The organism is Pseudarthrobacter sp. MM222 (assembly GCF_947090775.1).
Classification (GTDB): Bacteria; Actinomycetota; Actinomycetes; order Actinomycetales; family Micrococcaceae; genus Arthrobacter.
In genome coordinates this window covers 2,916,628-2,930,421 of the sequence record NZ_OX352321.1, presented here as the reverse complement: position 1 = coordinate 2,930,421, position 13,794 = coordinate 2,916,628, and the positions used below count along the sequence as shown (strand labels likewise).

Here is a 13,794-nt window from a genome sequence, read left to right as displayed (position 1 = left end):
CCTACGCTGGGAGGCTTGCGATCTTCGATCGCTGGCCTCCCAGCTCCGGCAGGCCCGCAAGGGAGATGACGAGGGACCCGACCTGAGCATGCGAAGGTTGGGAGTCATCGATCGCACTCCCGGGGCGGCAGAAAACCGGACGGCTTCGCTGTTTGCCCACCTTCGCTGTCGCGTTACTAGACTTGAAAGAGTCGAAAGAGGTTTGAAAAATGTTTGAGTCCGTACAGGGGCTGTTGGATGAGCATGATGCTATCCAGGCGCAGCTTGGGGATCCTGCTGTTTATGCTGACCAGCGGCTGGCCCGGAAACTGGGGCGGCGTTCTGCTCAGCTGAACGGCATTGTCGAGGCCTACCATGCCTGGCATGGCATCGAGGATGACCTGGCGGCGGCCCGGGAGATGGCGGGGGAAGATCCGGAGTTTGCCGCGGAGGTGCCGGAGCTTGAGGCGGCGCTGGAAACGGCCGCGGCAAAGCTGCGCCGGCTGCTGATCCCGCGGGACCCGGACGATGCCCGCAACGTGATCCTCGAGGTCAAGGGCGGTGAGGGCGGCGACGAGGCGGCCCTGTTTGCCGCGGACCTGCTGCGGATGTACACCCGCTATGCCGAATCCCGCGGCTGGAAGACCGAGATGATCTCGGCCAACGAGTCGGACCTCGGCGGGTACAAGGACGTGCAGGTGGCCATCAAGGGCAGCTCGAACGACCCCGCCGAAGGCGTCTACGCGCGGCTTAAGTTCGAAGGCGGCGTGCACCGCGTGCAGCGCGTTCCGGTGACGGAATCCCAGGGCCGCATCCACACCTCGGCCGCGGGCGTGCTGGTGCTCCCCGAAGTGGACGAGCCCGAGGAACTCGAGATCAACCAGAACGATCTCAAGATCGATGTCTACCGTTCCTCGGGACCGGGCGGGCAGTCCGTCAACACCACCGACTCGGCCGTCCGCATCACCCACCTTCCCACCGGGATCGTGGTGGCGATGCAGAACGAGAAGTCGCAGTTGCAGAACCGTGAGGCGGGAATGCGCGTGCTGCGCGCCCGGATCCTGGCGCACCAGCAGGAGCAGATCGACGCCGAGAACTCGGCCCAGCGCAAGTCGCAGATCCGCACCATGGACCGCTCCGAGCGCATCCGCACCTACAACTACCCGGAGAACCGGATTGCCGATCACCGCACCGGTTACAAGGCCTACAACCTGGACCAGGTCATGAACGGTGACCTGGAACCGGTCATTCAATCGGCGATCGAACTGGACGAGCAGTCCCGGCTCGACGCCATCGGCGAATAAGCCCGCGGAAAGCGCAGCGGATGACTGAGGGCCCCGGGCCGAGCCTTGCCGAGGCGGTCCGCGCAGCAACTGCCGTGCTGGCTGCTGCCGGCGTGCCCAGTCCGCGGGTCGACGCCGAACTCCTGGCCGAGCACCTCCTCGGCGTCGGGCTGGGCCGGCTCCGTGCGCTGATGCTGGGCGACACCCCGGCACCCGAAGGCTACGCCGACCTCGTGGCCGAGCGCGCCCGGCGTATTCCGCTGCAGCACATCACCGGTGTGGCGCACTTCCGGTACCTGGAACTCGCCGTCGGCCCCGGCGTCTTCATTCCCCGCCCGGAGACCGAATCCGTGGTGCAGCTGGTGCTCGACTGGCTTAAAGCCGGCGACCGGCTGCCGGGGACGGCGCGCCCGAAGATCGTGGACCTGGGTACCGGTTCCGGTGCCATCGCCGGGTCGATCGCGCACGAACTGCCCGGCGCCGAGGTCTACGCGGTGGAGTTCAGCGAGTTTGCCCACGCCTGGGCCGCAAAGAACCTGCTGCCGCTCGGCGTCGTCCTGGTCCGTGGCGATCTGCGGGACGCCCTCCCGGAGCACAACGGCAGCTTCGACGTCGTCGTCTCCAACCCTCCGTACATTCCCGCCGAAGCCATCCCGAATGAACCGGAAGTGGCACTGCATGACCCGCCCGAAGCGCTGTACGGCGGGGGAGCGGACGGCATGGAACTTCCGACGGCGGCGGCGGCCTCAGCCGCGCGGCTCCTGGCTCCGGGGGGCTACTTTGTGATGGAACACGCGGAAGTCCAAGCGGCCTGGATAGCCGGCATGCTGGAGCGCACCGGACTGTGGACCGAGGTGGCCACGCACCTGGACCTTAACGGGAAGGAACGGGCCACGAGCGCGGTCCTGGCGCCCCGGGCCCCGGGGGACAGAGCAGCCCCGAAGTGATGAAAGAATAGGGCAGTGACGACTAGCTACGATTGCACGGCAGCTGAGCAGCGCGCCGCAGGACTTGAACACGCCCAGCGGGCCATCCGGGAACACAAGTGCGTGGTTTTCCCCACCGATACCGTGTATGGGATCGCCGCCGACGCTTTCTCACCCGTGGCCGTGACACTGCTCCTTGCGTCCAAGGGCCGGAGCCGGAAGATGCCGCCGCCCGTGCTGATCCCGCGCCTCAACGCCCTCGACGGACTCGCCACCGACGTCCCGGCGGAGGCCCGGCGCCTCGCCGAAGCCTTCTGGCCGGGCGGACTGACCCTGATTCTGCATGCCCAGCCCTCGCTGGATTGGGATCTCGGCGAGACCAGGGGCACCGTGGCGCTGCGGATCCCCGCCGACGACGTCGCCCAGGACCTCCTGACCATCACCGGACCGCTGGCCGTCTCCTCGGCCAACCGCACCGGACAGCCAGCAGCGCAGACCGCAGCCGAGGCCGAGGCGCAGCTCGCCGAGTCCGTCGAGGTTTACCTGGAAGACGGGCACCGGCCGTTGGAGGGTTCCGAAGCACTGCCTTCCACCATCATCGACGCCACCGCCACGCCGCTGCGCGTGGTCCGCCAGGGTGCCATCAGCCTGGAACGCCTGCGCGAAGTGGTCCCCGGACTGCTGGACGTCGACGGCAACACTGCGCCCGAGGCGGACACCGAGGTCCCGGACCGCGACACGGCAGGCTCCGGCGAACCAGCCGGTACGGCATGACCCTTCCGCGCCAGCACGTCCCCTTCCTCGAGGTGGACGCGACGCCCATGACCGTTGACGAACTGACGGACGTCCTCGACGGGTTCATCGCCGAGGGCGGTACGAGGACCATTGTGGGACACAACCTGCACAGCGTGACCCTGCTGCATTCCGATCCCGGATTCCGTTCCTTCTACGAGCAGAGCGATGTGGTGCTCATCGATGGCGCCCCGGTGCTGTGGCTCTGGGCCAAGAGCCTCGAAGGCGATGGCGCAAAGGAACGCTCGATGGATTACCGGTTGGGCTCCACGGACTGGATCCCCGCGCTGGCAAAGATCAAAGGGCTGGAGCGAATCGCCGTCATCGGTGCCGGCAGCCAGGCCAACGCGCAGGCCGTGGCGCGGCTTCAGGACGTTGTCCGCCACGCGCAGGTGGAGGGAATGCCTGGCGAGGGCTGGAACGACGAACTGGAAGCCCGGGCCGTCGCGTGGCTGGGGGAGCAGCGCCCGCAGCTGGTCCTGCTGGGACTCGGGATGCCGTTGCAGGAACATGTGCTCCAGCGCAACCGGGCCGCCCTGCCGCCGGCGGTCTACTGCACTGTGGGCGGAGCCATCGAACAGATCGCTGGAATCCAGAAACTGGCCCCGCGGTGGATCGGCCGGGTCGGCCTTGAGTGGGCCTGGCGACTTCTGCTGCACCCGAAGCGGGTGGCCTACCGGGTCTTCGGCGAACCCTGGGTGCTGATGGGACTGCTTGTCCGGCGGCAGCTGCGCCAGCGCCTGCGGGAACGCCGGCAGCGCTAGAACTTCTGGTCCTCCAGCGGTCCGAAGCCCTTGCCGCGGAGGCCGGTGGAAAAGGCCCGGAACCAGCCGGCCAGGCCGCGGAAATCACCGCGGCGCAGGAAATACCCGAGGTACCCGCCGACGTCGGCCACGAGGGACTTGACCCGGAAATAGCGGCGGATGAGGTATCCGCGGTTGCGGTAATAGTAGTAGCGCTTGAAGGCGGAATCCGGAACGATCACATGCCATCTGGCCCCGAAGACGTGCTTGGTCTCCGAAAATGCGTGCGGATGGGTGATGGCAGCCGTGGTCACAGTCCCGAAGCGGATGCCCGCCTTCCGCAGCCGGATCGTAAAATCCACTTCGTCGCCGCGGATGAAGAGGCGCATATCGGGCAGCCCGACCTTGAAGAAAACGTCCGAACGGATCAGGGCGCCGTTGAAGAAGTGTCCGTCGTCCGGGAGGAACCCGACCTTTTCCAACTCGGCCCGCTCATGCGTGACCTTGCCGTCCAGCCGGAAGAAGAAGGACAGCCGGTCGGGGTGCCCGGGGGCAACCACCAGCGGGACAACGGCGTCGAGGTCCCGGGCTTCAGCTTCACGGAGCAGCGTGGCGAGGCACTCCGCGTCGGCGGGTTCGGCGTCGTCGTCCATCATCCAGATCCAGTCAGCGCCGCTGGCCACCGCCTTCAGGACGGCGAGGGAGAAGCCGCCCGCCCCGCCAAGGTTCGCCTCGCTCCTGACATAGTCCACGTTGCCGTGTTCTTCGGCGACGTCCTTGGCGGGCGACGTGCCACTATCGACGAGGCAAATGGAGCGCACCGGAGCCGTCTGGTTGTTGATGGCGTTCAGCAGAACAGCCAGCTCGCGGGGACGGTCAAACGTCACGGCAGCAACTGCAACCGACTGGGTCATCGCGGGGGTCCTTTCAGCGGGCCGTGCGTGGTTTTCCCGCCGGCGATGGGCCGTGTGACGCGAAGACAGGTGGCCGTTGGCATTAGTATCTTGACTAGAGTCCACTGTAATACAGCCCTGTCAGGCACTACGCACTGCCTGCCCTGAGCACGGCGACGGAGAAGTTTCATTTACCGAAAGACAAATCCACGGCAAGTTGCGCCACCCCTCTCCCCATACCCGCTGCGGACACCGTGGCTGCGGAATGTGCAGCCGGGTGCCGCTTGCGCTGACGTCTTCGGGCAGGTGGCTTCCCCGTGATCATGTACCTGCTCATGATGCTGACAGCGGCGGTAGTTAGCTACGCGGCGACGTGGGGCGCCCGCATGGTCGGCAACAGGCTGGAGCTGTTCTCGCCCATCCGCAGCCGCGACATGCATTCCACCCCGATCTCCCGGCTCGGCGGCCTGGGCATCTTCGCCGGCATCCTGGTGGCCCTGCTCCTGGCGAGCAACTCGTTCTTCGTCAAGGACATCTTCCGGAACAACGACGGGCCGTGGGGGATCCTCGCCGGTGCCGCCCTGATTGTGCTGGTGGGGGTGGCCGACGATCTGCTGGACCTGCGGTGGTGGGTCAAGCTGATCGGCCAGAGCGCCGCCGCGCTGGTGGTGGCCACGTGGGGCGTTCGGATGACGATCATCCCCTTCATCCCCGAGCCGTTCGTGATCGAGAACCACGCCCTGAGCATCGTGCTGACCGCCGGGCTGATCGTGACGACCATGAATGCTTTCAACTTCATTGACGGGTTGGACGGCCTCGCCGCCGGCGTCGCGATCATCGGGGGAGCGGCGTTCTTCCTCACGGCCTACTGGGTGCACCGCAACTCAGACGTGCTGGACAAGTCCGATCTCGCGACGCTCCTGACCGCAGTGGTGGTGGGCAGCTGCGTGGGTTTCCTGCCGCACAACTGGTTTCCGTCGAAAATCTTCATGGGCGACTCCGGCGCCATGCTGATAGGCCTGCTCATGGCCTCTGCGGGCATCGTGTCCACGGGGCAGATCACCTCCGGCCTCTACGACCGCGCCAACGGCATCCCCACCATCATCCCCATCCTGTTGCCCTTCGCCGTGCTGTTCCTGCCGCTGCTGGACCTGTGCCTGGCGGTAGTTCGGCGCACCGCCCTGGGCCGCTCGCCCTGGTCGGCCGACCGCGGACACCTGCACCACAAGCTCCTCGACATCGGCTACTCGCACCGCGGGGCCGTGGTGCTGATGTACCTGTGGACGTGCATCCTCGCCTTCGGGGGACTGGCCTTCGCCATCTTCCCCTGGCAGATCGTGGTGGCCGTCGACGTGGCTGCCACCGCCGTCATGGCGGTCGTGACCGCCTGGCCGTACCTGCGCACGCTTCCCCCCGGCGCGCGTTCCGAATAATTTCTATCTCATGTAGAATTCATGTGCGGCTTCCCGCCGCACCGCTGACTCCTGCATTCCGCCCTGCCAGCACCAACCCTGCGACGATTGGGATCTCATGACCTCCAACGCCGGTTCCGGACGCACGTCCGGTAACGGACCCGTTGGCGTCTCGGGTCCCACTAAATCCCTGTGGCTGCGGCTCCTGGCCCTGAGCTCGGCGGCAGCCGGCGGCGGACTGCTGCTGGCAGGCGTGGCCGCACTCCTGATCGAAGGCATGCCGGCCGCGCTGTCCTGCCTGTTCGGCGGAGCCCTGGTGATGGCATTTTTTGCGATCAGCCTGCTGGTTGGCCACTACGCCGGCCGCAACAACCCGTCCGGCGCCATTGGCCTGTTCGTGGCTACCTATTTCATCAAGGTCGTCGGCTTTGCCGTGGTCCTTTTCGCAATCGGCGCCCCGGCATGGCTGAACGGGAAGTGGTTCCTGGGTGGCGCCGTCGTGGCCGTAGTGCTGTGGCAGGCCGCTGAGGTTTATGGCTTCAGCAAGGCCCGGCTTCAGATTTATAACGACCCCGAGAGCACAGAAGGCGGCACCAATGTTTAGCCGCAAAGACGGACGCAGGCCCATTAACAAGGCTGCCGCGACCCCCAAAACCACCGCCGGTGCCCCCGGTGTATCCGAGAACGGTAGGGACGGCGGATACAACGCCGGAATCGCCGTCTTTAGCTACATTGTTGGCGGAATCATCGTCTGGAGTTTGATAGGGTGGGGTCTGGATAATCTGTGGGGAACCCGCTGGATTGTGCTCGCAGGCGCCCTGCTTGGAGCCGCAGGAGGGTTCTATCTTTCTCATATGCACGGCCTCACCAGTTCGGCTAATTCGGCTGGCGGGGACAATGCTGCACGTGGCCCGTCCTCGGACGAGGATCAGTAATGCCAAATAATTTCACATGGGGAGATGCGGTCCGTTACGTCGCCGCTCCTCTACCAACGCCCAATGATGGACACTGCAGAGAGGAAACGCGTTGATCGCGCTTGCGCTCCCGGCCCAAGATTCAGGACCTTTTACGCCTCCTGGAATTGAAGAAATGCACCTGCCGGCAATCCTGCCGTGGGGGGCTGCCGACGGATTCTCCAAGCAGATGCTGCTGGTAATCCTGTCGGTCGTTATTATCGCCACATTCTTTCTGCTAGCTGCCCGTAAGCAGCAGCTTGTTCCCGGCAAACTGCAGTTCGCAGGCGAGATGGCCTATGGCTTCGTCCGCAACAGCATCGCCAAGGACATCATCGGCGGCAGGGACTTCATGAAGTACGTCCCGCTGCTGTTCAGCCTCTTCTTCTTCATCCTGGTGAACAACATCTACGGCGCGATCCCCGTGATCCAGCTGCCGAGCTTCTCGCACGTCGGCGGCGCCTACGTGCTGGCCGCGATCGTGTACGTCACCTGGATCGGCATCGGCATCAAGAAGAACGGACTCAAGTACTTCAAACTGGCCACCGTGCCGTCCGGAGTGCCGGTCTACATCCTCCCGATCGTTATCCCGATCGAGATCATCTCAAACTTCCTGGTCCGCCCCGTCACGCACAGCCTCCGTCTGTTCGCGACCATGCTGGCCGGCCACCTGATCGTGATGATCGCCGGTTCCGGCATCGAGTTCCTCGTCATGCAGGAGAACGTGCTCCTCAAGGGCACCTCGGTCCTCGTGCTCGCCGGTGCGATCGCCATGTACATGCTGGAAGCGCTGATCATGGCGCTCCAGGCCTACGTCTTCACCCTGCTGACCGCCATCTACATCGAAGGCGCTCTGCACGCGGACAGCCACTAGGCACCCACAAACTTCCCCTCGCGGGGATAGAGCAAACCAAACAACCTGCCACATAGATGGCATCTTGAAAGGAAAAAAATGGAAGGCAATCTCAACCTCGTAGGTTACGGTCTGTCCGCAATCGGCGGTGGTATCGGTGTTGGTCTCGTGTTCGCCGCTTACATCAACGGCGTCGCACGTCAGCCGGAGGCACAGCGTGTGCTTCAGCCGATCGCATTCCTCGGCCTCGCGCTGACTGAAGCCCTCGCCATCCTCGGCCTGGTCTTCGCTTTCGTTCTCTAGTTGCGAACTTCAGAACAAGCGAACATCCAGAACCGAGTAGATAGGACGGGTGAATTATGAATCAGACGATCATCTCAGCCGCCACTGAGGGCACTAACCCTCTGGTTCCCAATGTCTGGGAAATGGGCGTCGTCCTCGCCGGCTTTGCTGTCCTCATGTTCATCGTGGTCAAGTTCATTGTCCCGATGTTCGAGAAGACCTTCGCAGAGCGTGCCGAGGCCATCGAAGGCGGCATTGCCAAGGCTGAAAAGGCCCAGGCAGAGGCTTCCGCCGCACTCGAAGAGTACAAGCAGCAGCTCACTGATGCCCGTGCCGAGGCCAACCGCATCCGTGAGGAAGCACGTGCCGAAGGCGCCCAGATCCTCGCGGACCTGAAGGAAAAGGCGGCTGCAGAGTCTGCCCGTATCACCGCTCAGGCCCACACGGCGATCCAGGCCGAGCGTCAGGCGGCCGTTGTGTCGCTGCGCGCGGAGGTCGGTTCGCTGGCCACCACCCTGGCAGGCCGCATCGTCGAGGAGTCTCTCAGCGACGACGAGCGTTCCCGCCGTGTGGTTGACCGCTTCCTGGCAGATCTGGAGAACCAGAACGCAGGTGCAGCTAAGTAATGGCAGGTGTATCGAGCGAATCGCTGGCCGCAGCCCTGGCGTCCCTGGAAGCCAAGCTTCCGAACGCCTCGCTGCAGTTGGCTAAGGAACTCTTCGGAATCCTGGGAACGGTGGACAGCTCTGCTGGCTTGCGCCGCGCCCTGACTGATCCGTCCCGCAGCGGTGACGAAAAGTCGGCGCTGGTCAAGCGGCTCTTCGGCGGAAACGTCTCCGCGGATGCTGTGGAAATCGCGAGCGGACTGGCCGGCTCACGCTGGGCATCGGCACGGGATATCGGCGATGCACTCGAGACTCTTGCCGCTACGGTGGTCATCGCCGTTGCTGAAAACAAGTCTGCCGTCTCTGCCTCGGGAATCACCGGCCTGGAAGCGCTGGAGAACGATCTGTTCGCCTTCAGCCAGGCCGTGGAGTCCAACCACGAGGTGCAGCGTGCTCTGTCCGAGCCGCAAGCGAGCCCGGCAGCCAAGATAGCCCTCGCCGAAAAGCTCGTTCCCGGTGCAAGCGAGGAAGCAAAAGTCCTCATTGCACAGGCCGTTACTCAGCCCCGTGGCCTCAAGGTAACCAGGCTCGTGCGTCGTTTCGCCGAGCTGGCAGCCAAGCGGCAGCAGCGCTGGATTGCCGTTGTCAGCGTCACCCGTCCGCTGACGGAGGCACAGACCGGTCGCCTGCAGGCGGCGCTGAACGGCCTCTACGGGCGCGACCTTAAAATCAACATGAACGTTGACCCGGCACTGATCGGTGGCATCCGGATCCAGGTAGGTGACGAAGTGGTTGACGCTTCGGTCGCCGCCCGCCTGGGCCAGCTGCACCGTCAGCTTGTCGGCTAGCCGGACAAGCACAACTTAACTGATAGAAACCCCGGTCATCGTGAGCAACGATGATCACGAAAACAGGAGAGCAGGGACTGCAGATGGCCGAATTGACCATCAACGCCGACGACGTCCGTAATGCGTTGAACGAGTTCGCGGCGTCCTACGAACCCGGAAACGCAGAGCGCGTAGAGGTCGGCCGTGTAACAACCGCAGGTGACGGCATCGCCCGTGTTGAGGGCCTTCCCTCGGTCATGGCGAACGAACTGTTGCGCTTCGAAGACGGCACTCTGGGCCTGGCCCAGAACCTCGACGTCCGCGAGATCGGTGTCATCATCCTCGGTGACTTCACCGGGATCGAAGAAGGCCAGGAAGTCCACCGCACCGGCCAGGTTCTTTCCGTTCCGGTAGGCGACGCCTTCCTCGGCCGCGTGGTTGACCCGCTGGGCATGCCCATCGACGACCTCGGCGACATCAAGGCCGAAACCACCCGCGCCCTGGAACTCCAGGCGCCCGGCGTGACCCAGCGCAAGTCGGTTCACGAGCCGATGCAGACCGGTCTCAAGGCTATCGACGCCATGATCCCGATCGGCCGCGGCCAGCGTCAGCTGATCATCGGCGACCGCCAGACCGGCAAGTCGGCCATCGCGATCGACACGATCATCAACCAGAAGGCCAACTGGGCTTCCGGGGATGTCACCAAGCAGGTGCGCTGCATCTACGTGGCCATCGGCCAGAAGGCATCCACGATCGCTGCCATCCGCCAGACCCTCGAGGACAACGGCGCACTGGAATACACGACCATCGTGGCTTCCCCCGCATCGGACCCCGCAGGCTTCAAGTACCTGGCACCGTACGCCGGCTCGGCCATCGGCCAGCACTGGATGTACGGCGGCAAGCACGTCCTCATCGTCTTCGATGATCTCTCCAAGCAGGCCGAAGCCTACCGCGCCGTGTCGCTGCTGCTGCGCCGCCCGCCGGGACGCGAAGCCTACCCGGGCGACGTCTTCTACTTGCACTCCCGCCTGCTGGAGCGTTGTGCCAAGCTCTCCGACGAGCTCGGCGCAGGTTCGATGACCGGCCTGCCGCTCATCGAGACCAAGGCAAACGACGTTTCCGCCTACATCCCGACCAACGTGATCTCCATCACCGATGGCCAGATCTTCCTGCAGTCGGACCTCTTCAACGCCAACCAGCGCCCCGCTGTTGACGTGGGCGTGTCCGTCTCCCGCGTTGGTGGCGCCGCACAGGTCAAGTCCATGAAGAAGGTCTCCGGTACCTTGAAGCTGGAACTGGCCCAGTACCGCGACATGCAGGCTTTCGCAATGTTCGCGTCGGACCTCGACGCCGCATCGCGCCAGCAGCTGACCCGTGGTGCCCGCCTGATGGAACTGCTGAAGCAGGGCCAGTACTCGCCGTTCCCGATTGAGGACCAGGTCGTCTCCATCTGGGCCGGCACCAACGGCCACCTCGACGAGGTTCCGGTTGAAGACATCAACCGCTTCGAGACCGAGTTCCTGGAGCACCTCAAGCACAAGTCCTCCATCCTGACGACGCTGGCCCAGACCAACGTCATGGACGATGACACCGCAGAAGCACTGAAGACCGCGATCGTGGACTTCAAGAAGGGCTTCTTCGGCGAGGGAGACAGCTACCTGGTAGGTGCGGGGCACGAAGAGCACACCCCCATCGACGAGGCGCAGGTCGACCAGGAAAAAATCGTCAAGCAGAAGCGCTAGTTTCGCTGGCGGGGACTGCCGGAACCCTCGCGGGTTCCGGCAGTCCCGGCCACCGGGATCTTAGGAAAGGATAAGTATGGGAGCCCAGATTCGGGTCTACCGCCAGAAGATCAGCTCGACGACGTCGATGCGCAAGATCTTCAAGGCGATGGAACTGATCGCTACCTCGCGCATCGGCAAGGCCCGCGCACGCGTAGCGGCTTCACTGCCTTACGCGAACGCGATCACGCGTGCCGTTTCTGCTGTCGCAAGCCAGAGCGAAATCGACCACCCGCTCGTCACCGAGCCGGCGCAGATCCGTCGCGCCGCCGTCCTGGTTATCACCTCGGACCGCGGCCTGGCCGGATCGTACTCGGCAACCGTGCTCAAGCAGGCGGAAGGTCTCATCGAGCTGCTCCACGGGGAAGGCAAGGAAGTCAAGACCTATGTCATGGGCCGCAAGGCGCAGGCGTACTTCGACTTCCGGAACCGCCCCTACGAGCGCGCTTGGACCGGCAACACCGACGCACCCGTGTTCGAAACAGCCCAGGAAGTCGGCAGCGCACTGCTGGAAGATTTCGCGACGGCGTACGAAGAGGGCGGCGTCGACGAGATCCATGTCGTCTACACCCGCTTCAAGTCCATGGTGACGCAGGAGCCGACGGTTGTGCGTCTCCTCCCGCTCGAGGTTGTCGAAGAGCAGGCCGCGTCTGAATCGGACCTCCTGCCGCTCTACGAATTCGAGCCGGAGACGGAACAGGTTCTCGATGCCCTGCTGCCGCGTTACATCGAATCACGAATCTTCGCCGCAATGTTGCAGGCAGCAGCTTCCGAGCTCGCCGCCCGCCAGCGGGCCATGAAGTCCGCCGGCGACAACGCCACGGACCTCATCAAGAAGTACACGCGTCTGCGCAACACTGCCCGTCAGGCTGAAATTACGCAGGAGCTTTCCGAAATCGTTGCCGGTGCAGACGCGTTGAGCGCCTCCTAGCCAGCACGATCCGGACCCGGCTGTACCTGCACCAAAGAACAACAAACCCCCACGCCATCTACTGAGTGAAGTGAGAGAGATGACTGCCACTGCTACCGATCACGTAGCCGCAACGTCCGGTGCTACCGGCCGTATTGCACGTGTCATTGGCCCGGTTGTCGACGTCGAATTCCCGGCTGACGCAATCCCCTCGATTTACAACGCACTCACCACGGAGATTACTCTCAACGGTGAGACCAAGACCATCACGTTCGAAGTTGCGCTGCACCTCGGCGACAACCTCATCCGCGCCATCTCCCTGCAGGCCACCGACGGACTCGTCCGCGGCACCACTGTGGTTGACAGCGGCGGACCGATTACCGTTCCCGTCGGCGACGGCGTCAAGGGCCACATCTTCAACGTCCTGGGCCAGCCCCTCGACGTGGAGGAGTCGGAACTCCAGATCAGCGAACGCTGGCCGATCCACCGCAAGGCTCCCGCCTTCGCGACCCTCGAGGGCTCCACCGAGATGCTGGAGACCGGCATCAAGGTGATCGACCTTCTCACCCCGTACATCAAGGGTGGCAAGATCGGTCTGTTCGGTGGCGCCGGCGTCGGCAAGACCGTGCTGATCCAGGAAATGATCACCCGTGTTGCCCGCAACTTCGGCGGCACCTCGGTGTTCGCCGGTGTCGGCGAGCGTACGCGTGAAGGTAACGACCTCTGGGTCGAAATGGAAGAAGCCGGCGTCCTCAAAGACACCGCCCTTGTATTCGGCCAGATGGATGAGCCGCCGGGAACGCGACTGCGCGTGGCGCTGTCCGCCCTGACCATGGCGGAGTACTTCCGCGACGTGCAGAACCAGGACGTGCTGCTGTTCATCGACAACATCTTCCGGTTCACCCAGGCAGGTTCCGAGGTTTCCACCCTCCTCGGCCGTATGCCGTCGGCCGTGGGCTACCAGCCCAACCTGGCAGATGAGATGGGCCTCCTCCAGGAGCGCATCACCTCCACCAAGGGCCACTCCATCACCTCGATGCAGGCCATCTACGTCCCCGCAGATGACTACACCGACCCGGCCCCGGCCACGACCTTCGCACACCTCGACGCGACCACGGAACTTTCCCGTGAAATCGCTTCCCGTGGTCTGTACCCGGCCGTTGACCCGCTGACGTCGACGTCCCGCATCCTGGATCCGCAGTACATCGGTAACGACCACTACAACACGGCCGTCCGCGTGAAGCAGATCCTGCAGAAAAACAAGGAACTCCAGGACATCATCGCCATCCTCGGCGTTGACGAGCTCTCCGAAGAGGACAAGATCGTCGTGTCACGTGCACGCCGCATCCAGCAGTTCCTCTCGCAGAACACCTACACCGCCAAGCAGTTCACCGGCGTCGAAGGCTCCACCGTTTCCATCAAGGACACGGTCGAAGGCTTCACCGCGATCTGCGACGGCGATCTCGACCACATTGCCGAGCAGGCGTTCTTCAACATCGGCGGTCTGGATGACGTCGAGCGCCAGTGGGCCAAGATCCAGGAACAGACCAAGTAA

The 13,794-nt window shown here is 64.1% G+C and carries 15 protein-coding genes; 14 read left to right on the top strand and 1 reads right to left on the bottom strand.

The genetic code is table 11. The features are described 5' to 3' along the window. Positions 1–209: 209 nt before the first annotated feature. The 4 genes from prfA to OM977_RS13340 are packed head-to-tail and all read left to right on the top strand — an operon-like array spanning position 210 to position 3,744. A complete protein-coding gene (gene prfA, locus OM977_RS13355) occupies positions 210–1,283 on the top strand; it encodes a peptide chain release factor 1 (RefSeq protein ID WP_264354420.1) in 1,074 nt (357 codons plus the stop codon). A 20-nt stretch (positions 1,284–1,303) separates the two neighbouring features. Beyond that, complete coding sequence (gene prmC, locus OM977_RS13350) at positions 1,304–2,209, top strand: peptide chain release factor N(5)-glutamine methyltransferase (RefSeq protein WP_264354419.1); 906 nt, start codon at positions 1,304–1,306, stop codon at positions 2,207–2,209. A gap of 15 nt (positions 2,210–2,224) precedes the next feature. Then, positions 2,225–2,962 carry an L-threonylcarbamoyladenylate synthase gene (locus OM977_RS13345; protein ID WP_264354418.1) on the top strand — a complete coding sequence of 246 codons (738 nt, stop codon included), beginning with the start codon at positions 2,225–2,227 and terminating at the stop codon, positions 2,960–2,962. Continuing rightward, entirely contained in the window at positions 2,959–3,744 is a 786-nt protein-coding gene (locus OM977_RS13340) for a WecB/TagA/CpsF family glycosyltransferase (RefSeq protein WP_264354417.1), read from the top strand. The genes OM977_RS13345 and OM977_RS13340 overlap by 4 nt, the downstream gene beginning before the upstream one ends. Here OM977_RS13340 and OM977_RS13335 read toward each other — a convergent pair. Next, complete coding sequence (locus OM977_RS13335) at positions 3,741–4,637, bottom strand: glycosyltransferase (RefSeq protein WP_264354416.1); 897 nt, start codon at positions 4,635–4,637, stop codon at positions 3,741–3,743. The two genes, OM977_RS13340 and OM977_RS13335, sit on opposite strands and share 4 nt — an antisense overlap. Positions 4,638–4,933: 296 nt before the next feature. Between OM977_RS13335 and OM977_RS13330 the strand changes: the two genes are divergently transcribed. From OM977_RS13330 to atpD, 10 genes are all read left to right on the top strand, one after another. Beyond that, positions 4,934–6,049 (top strand): MraY family glycosyltransferase, encoded by a 1,116-nt coding sequence (locus OM977_RS13330; protein WP_264354415.1) that lies wholly within the window; start codon positions 4,934–4,936, stop codon positions 6,047–6,049. A gap of 97 nt (positions 6,050–6,146) precedes the next feature. Then, the gene (locus OM977_RS13325) at positions 6,147–6,632 is read left to right on the top strand and encodes a hypothetical protein (protein WP_264354414.1); all 486 of its coding nucleotides are present in this window, start codon (positions 6,147–6,149) and stop codon (positions 6,630–6,632) included. Beyond that, positions 6,625–6,963 (top strand): hypothetical protein, encoded by a 339-nt coding sequence (locus OM977_RS13320; protein WP_264354413.1) that lies wholly within the window; start codon positions 6,625–6,627, stop codon positions 6,961–6,963. The genes OM977_RS13325 and OM977_RS13320 overlap by 8 nt, the downstream gene beginning before the upstream one ends. Before the next feature lie 91 nt (positions 6,964–7,054). Then, positions 7,055–7,855 (top strand): F0F1 ATP synthase subunit A, encoded by an 801-nt coding sequence (gene atpB / locus OM977_RS13315; protein ID WP_264354412.1) that lies wholly within the window; start codon positions 7,055–7,057, stop codon positions 7,853–7,855. A gap of 78 nt (positions 7,856–7,933) precedes the next feature. Further along, the gene (gene atpE / locus OM977_RS13310; protein WP_009356484.1) at positions 7,934–8,137 is read left to right on the top strand and encodes an ATP synthase F0 subunit C; all 204 of its coding nucleotides are present in this window, start codon (positions 7,934–7,936) and stop codon (positions 8,135–8,137) included. A 56-nt stretch (positions 8,138–8,193) separates the two neighbouring features. Continuing rightward, the gene (locus tag OM977_RS13305; protein ID WP_264354411.1) at positions 8,194–8,742 is read left to right on the top strand and encodes a F0F1 ATP synthase subunit B; all 549 of its coding nucleotides are present in this window, start codon (positions 8,194–8,196) and stop codon (positions 8,740–8,742) included. Then, the gene (locus OM977_RS13300) at positions 8,742–9,569 is read left to right on the top strand and encodes a F0F1 ATP synthase subunit delta (protein ID WP_264354410.1); all 828 of its coding nucleotides are present in this window, start codon (positions 8,742–8,744) and stop codon (positions 9,567–9,569) included. Before OM977_RS13305 ends, OM977_RS13300 begins: the two co-directional genes overlap by 1 nt. A gap of 83 nt (positions 9,570–9,652) precedes the next feature. After that, the gene (gene atpA / locus OM977_RS13295) at positions 9,653–11,290 is read left to right on the top strand and encodes a F0F1 ATP synthase subunit alpha (RefSeq protein WP_264357417.1); all 1,638 of its coding nucleotides are present in this window, start codon (positions 9,653–9,655) and stop codon (positions 11,288–11,290) included. 76 nt (positions 11,291–11,366) lie between these two features. After that, entirely contained in the window at positions 11,367–12,260 is an 894-nt protein-coding gene (locus OM977_RS13290) for a F0F1 ATP synthase subunit gamma (protein WP_264354409.1), read from the top strand. 79 nt (positions 12,261–12,339) lie between these two features. Next, entirely contained in the window at positions 12,340–13,794 is a 1,455-nt protein-coding gene (atpD, locus tag OM977_RS13285; RefSeq protein ID WP_264354408.1) for a F0F1 ATP synthase subunit beta, read from the top strand.

What these genes read in the sequence shown, in the direction of transcription:
- OM977_RS13300 (WP_264354410.1), top strand. Translation starts at nt 8,742, where the DNA reads ATGGCAGGTGTATCGAGCGAATCGCTGGCCGCAGCCCTGGCGTCCCTG.
- OM977_RS13325 (WP_264354414.1), top strand. Translation starts at nt 6,147, where the DNA reads ATGACCTCCAACGCCGGTTCCGGACGCACGTCCGGTAACGGACCCGTT.
- prmC (WP_264354419.1), top strand. Translation starts at nt 1,304, where the DNA reads ATGACTGAGGGCCCCGGGCCGAGCCTTGCCGAGGCGGTCCGCGCAGCA.
- atpD (WP_264354408.1), top strand. Translation starts at nt 12,340, where the DNA reads ATGACTGCCACTGCTACCGATCACGTAGCCGCAACGTCCGGTGCTACC.
- OM977_RS13305 (WP_264354411.1), top strand. Translation starts at nt 8,194, where the DNA reads ATGAATCAGACGATCATCTCAGCCGCCACTGAGGGCACTAACCCTCTG.
- OM977_RS13335 (WP_264354416.1), bottom strand. Translation starts at nt 4,637, where the DNA reads ATGACCCAGTCGGTTGCAGTTGCTGCCGTGACGTTTGACCGTCCCCGC.
- OM977_RS13320 (WP_264354413.1), top strand. Translation starts at nt 6,625, where the DNA reads ATGTTTAGCCGCAAAGACGGACGCAGGCCCATTAACAAGGCTGCCGCG.
- prfA (WP_264354420.1), top strand. Translation starts at nt 210, where the DNA reads ATGTTTGAGTCCGTACAGGGGCTGTTGGATGAGCATGATGCTATCCAG.
- atpA (WP_264357417.1), top strand. Translation starts at nt 9,653, where the DNA reads ATGGCCGAATTGACCATCAACGCCGACGACGTCCGTAATGCGTTGAAC.
- OM977_RS13290 (WP_264354409.1), top strand. Translation starts at nt 11,367, where the DNA reads ATGGGAGCCCAGATTCGGGTCTACCGCCAGAAGATCAGCTCGACGACG.
- OM977_RS13340 (WP_264354417.1), top strand. Translation starts at nt 2,959, where the DNA reads ATGACCCTTCCGCGCCAGCACGTCCCCTTCCTCGAGGTGGACGCGACG.
- atpE (WP_009356484.1), top strand. Translation starts at nt 7,934, where the DNA reads ATGGAAGGCAATCTCAACCTCGTAGGTTACGGTCTGTCCGCAATCGGC.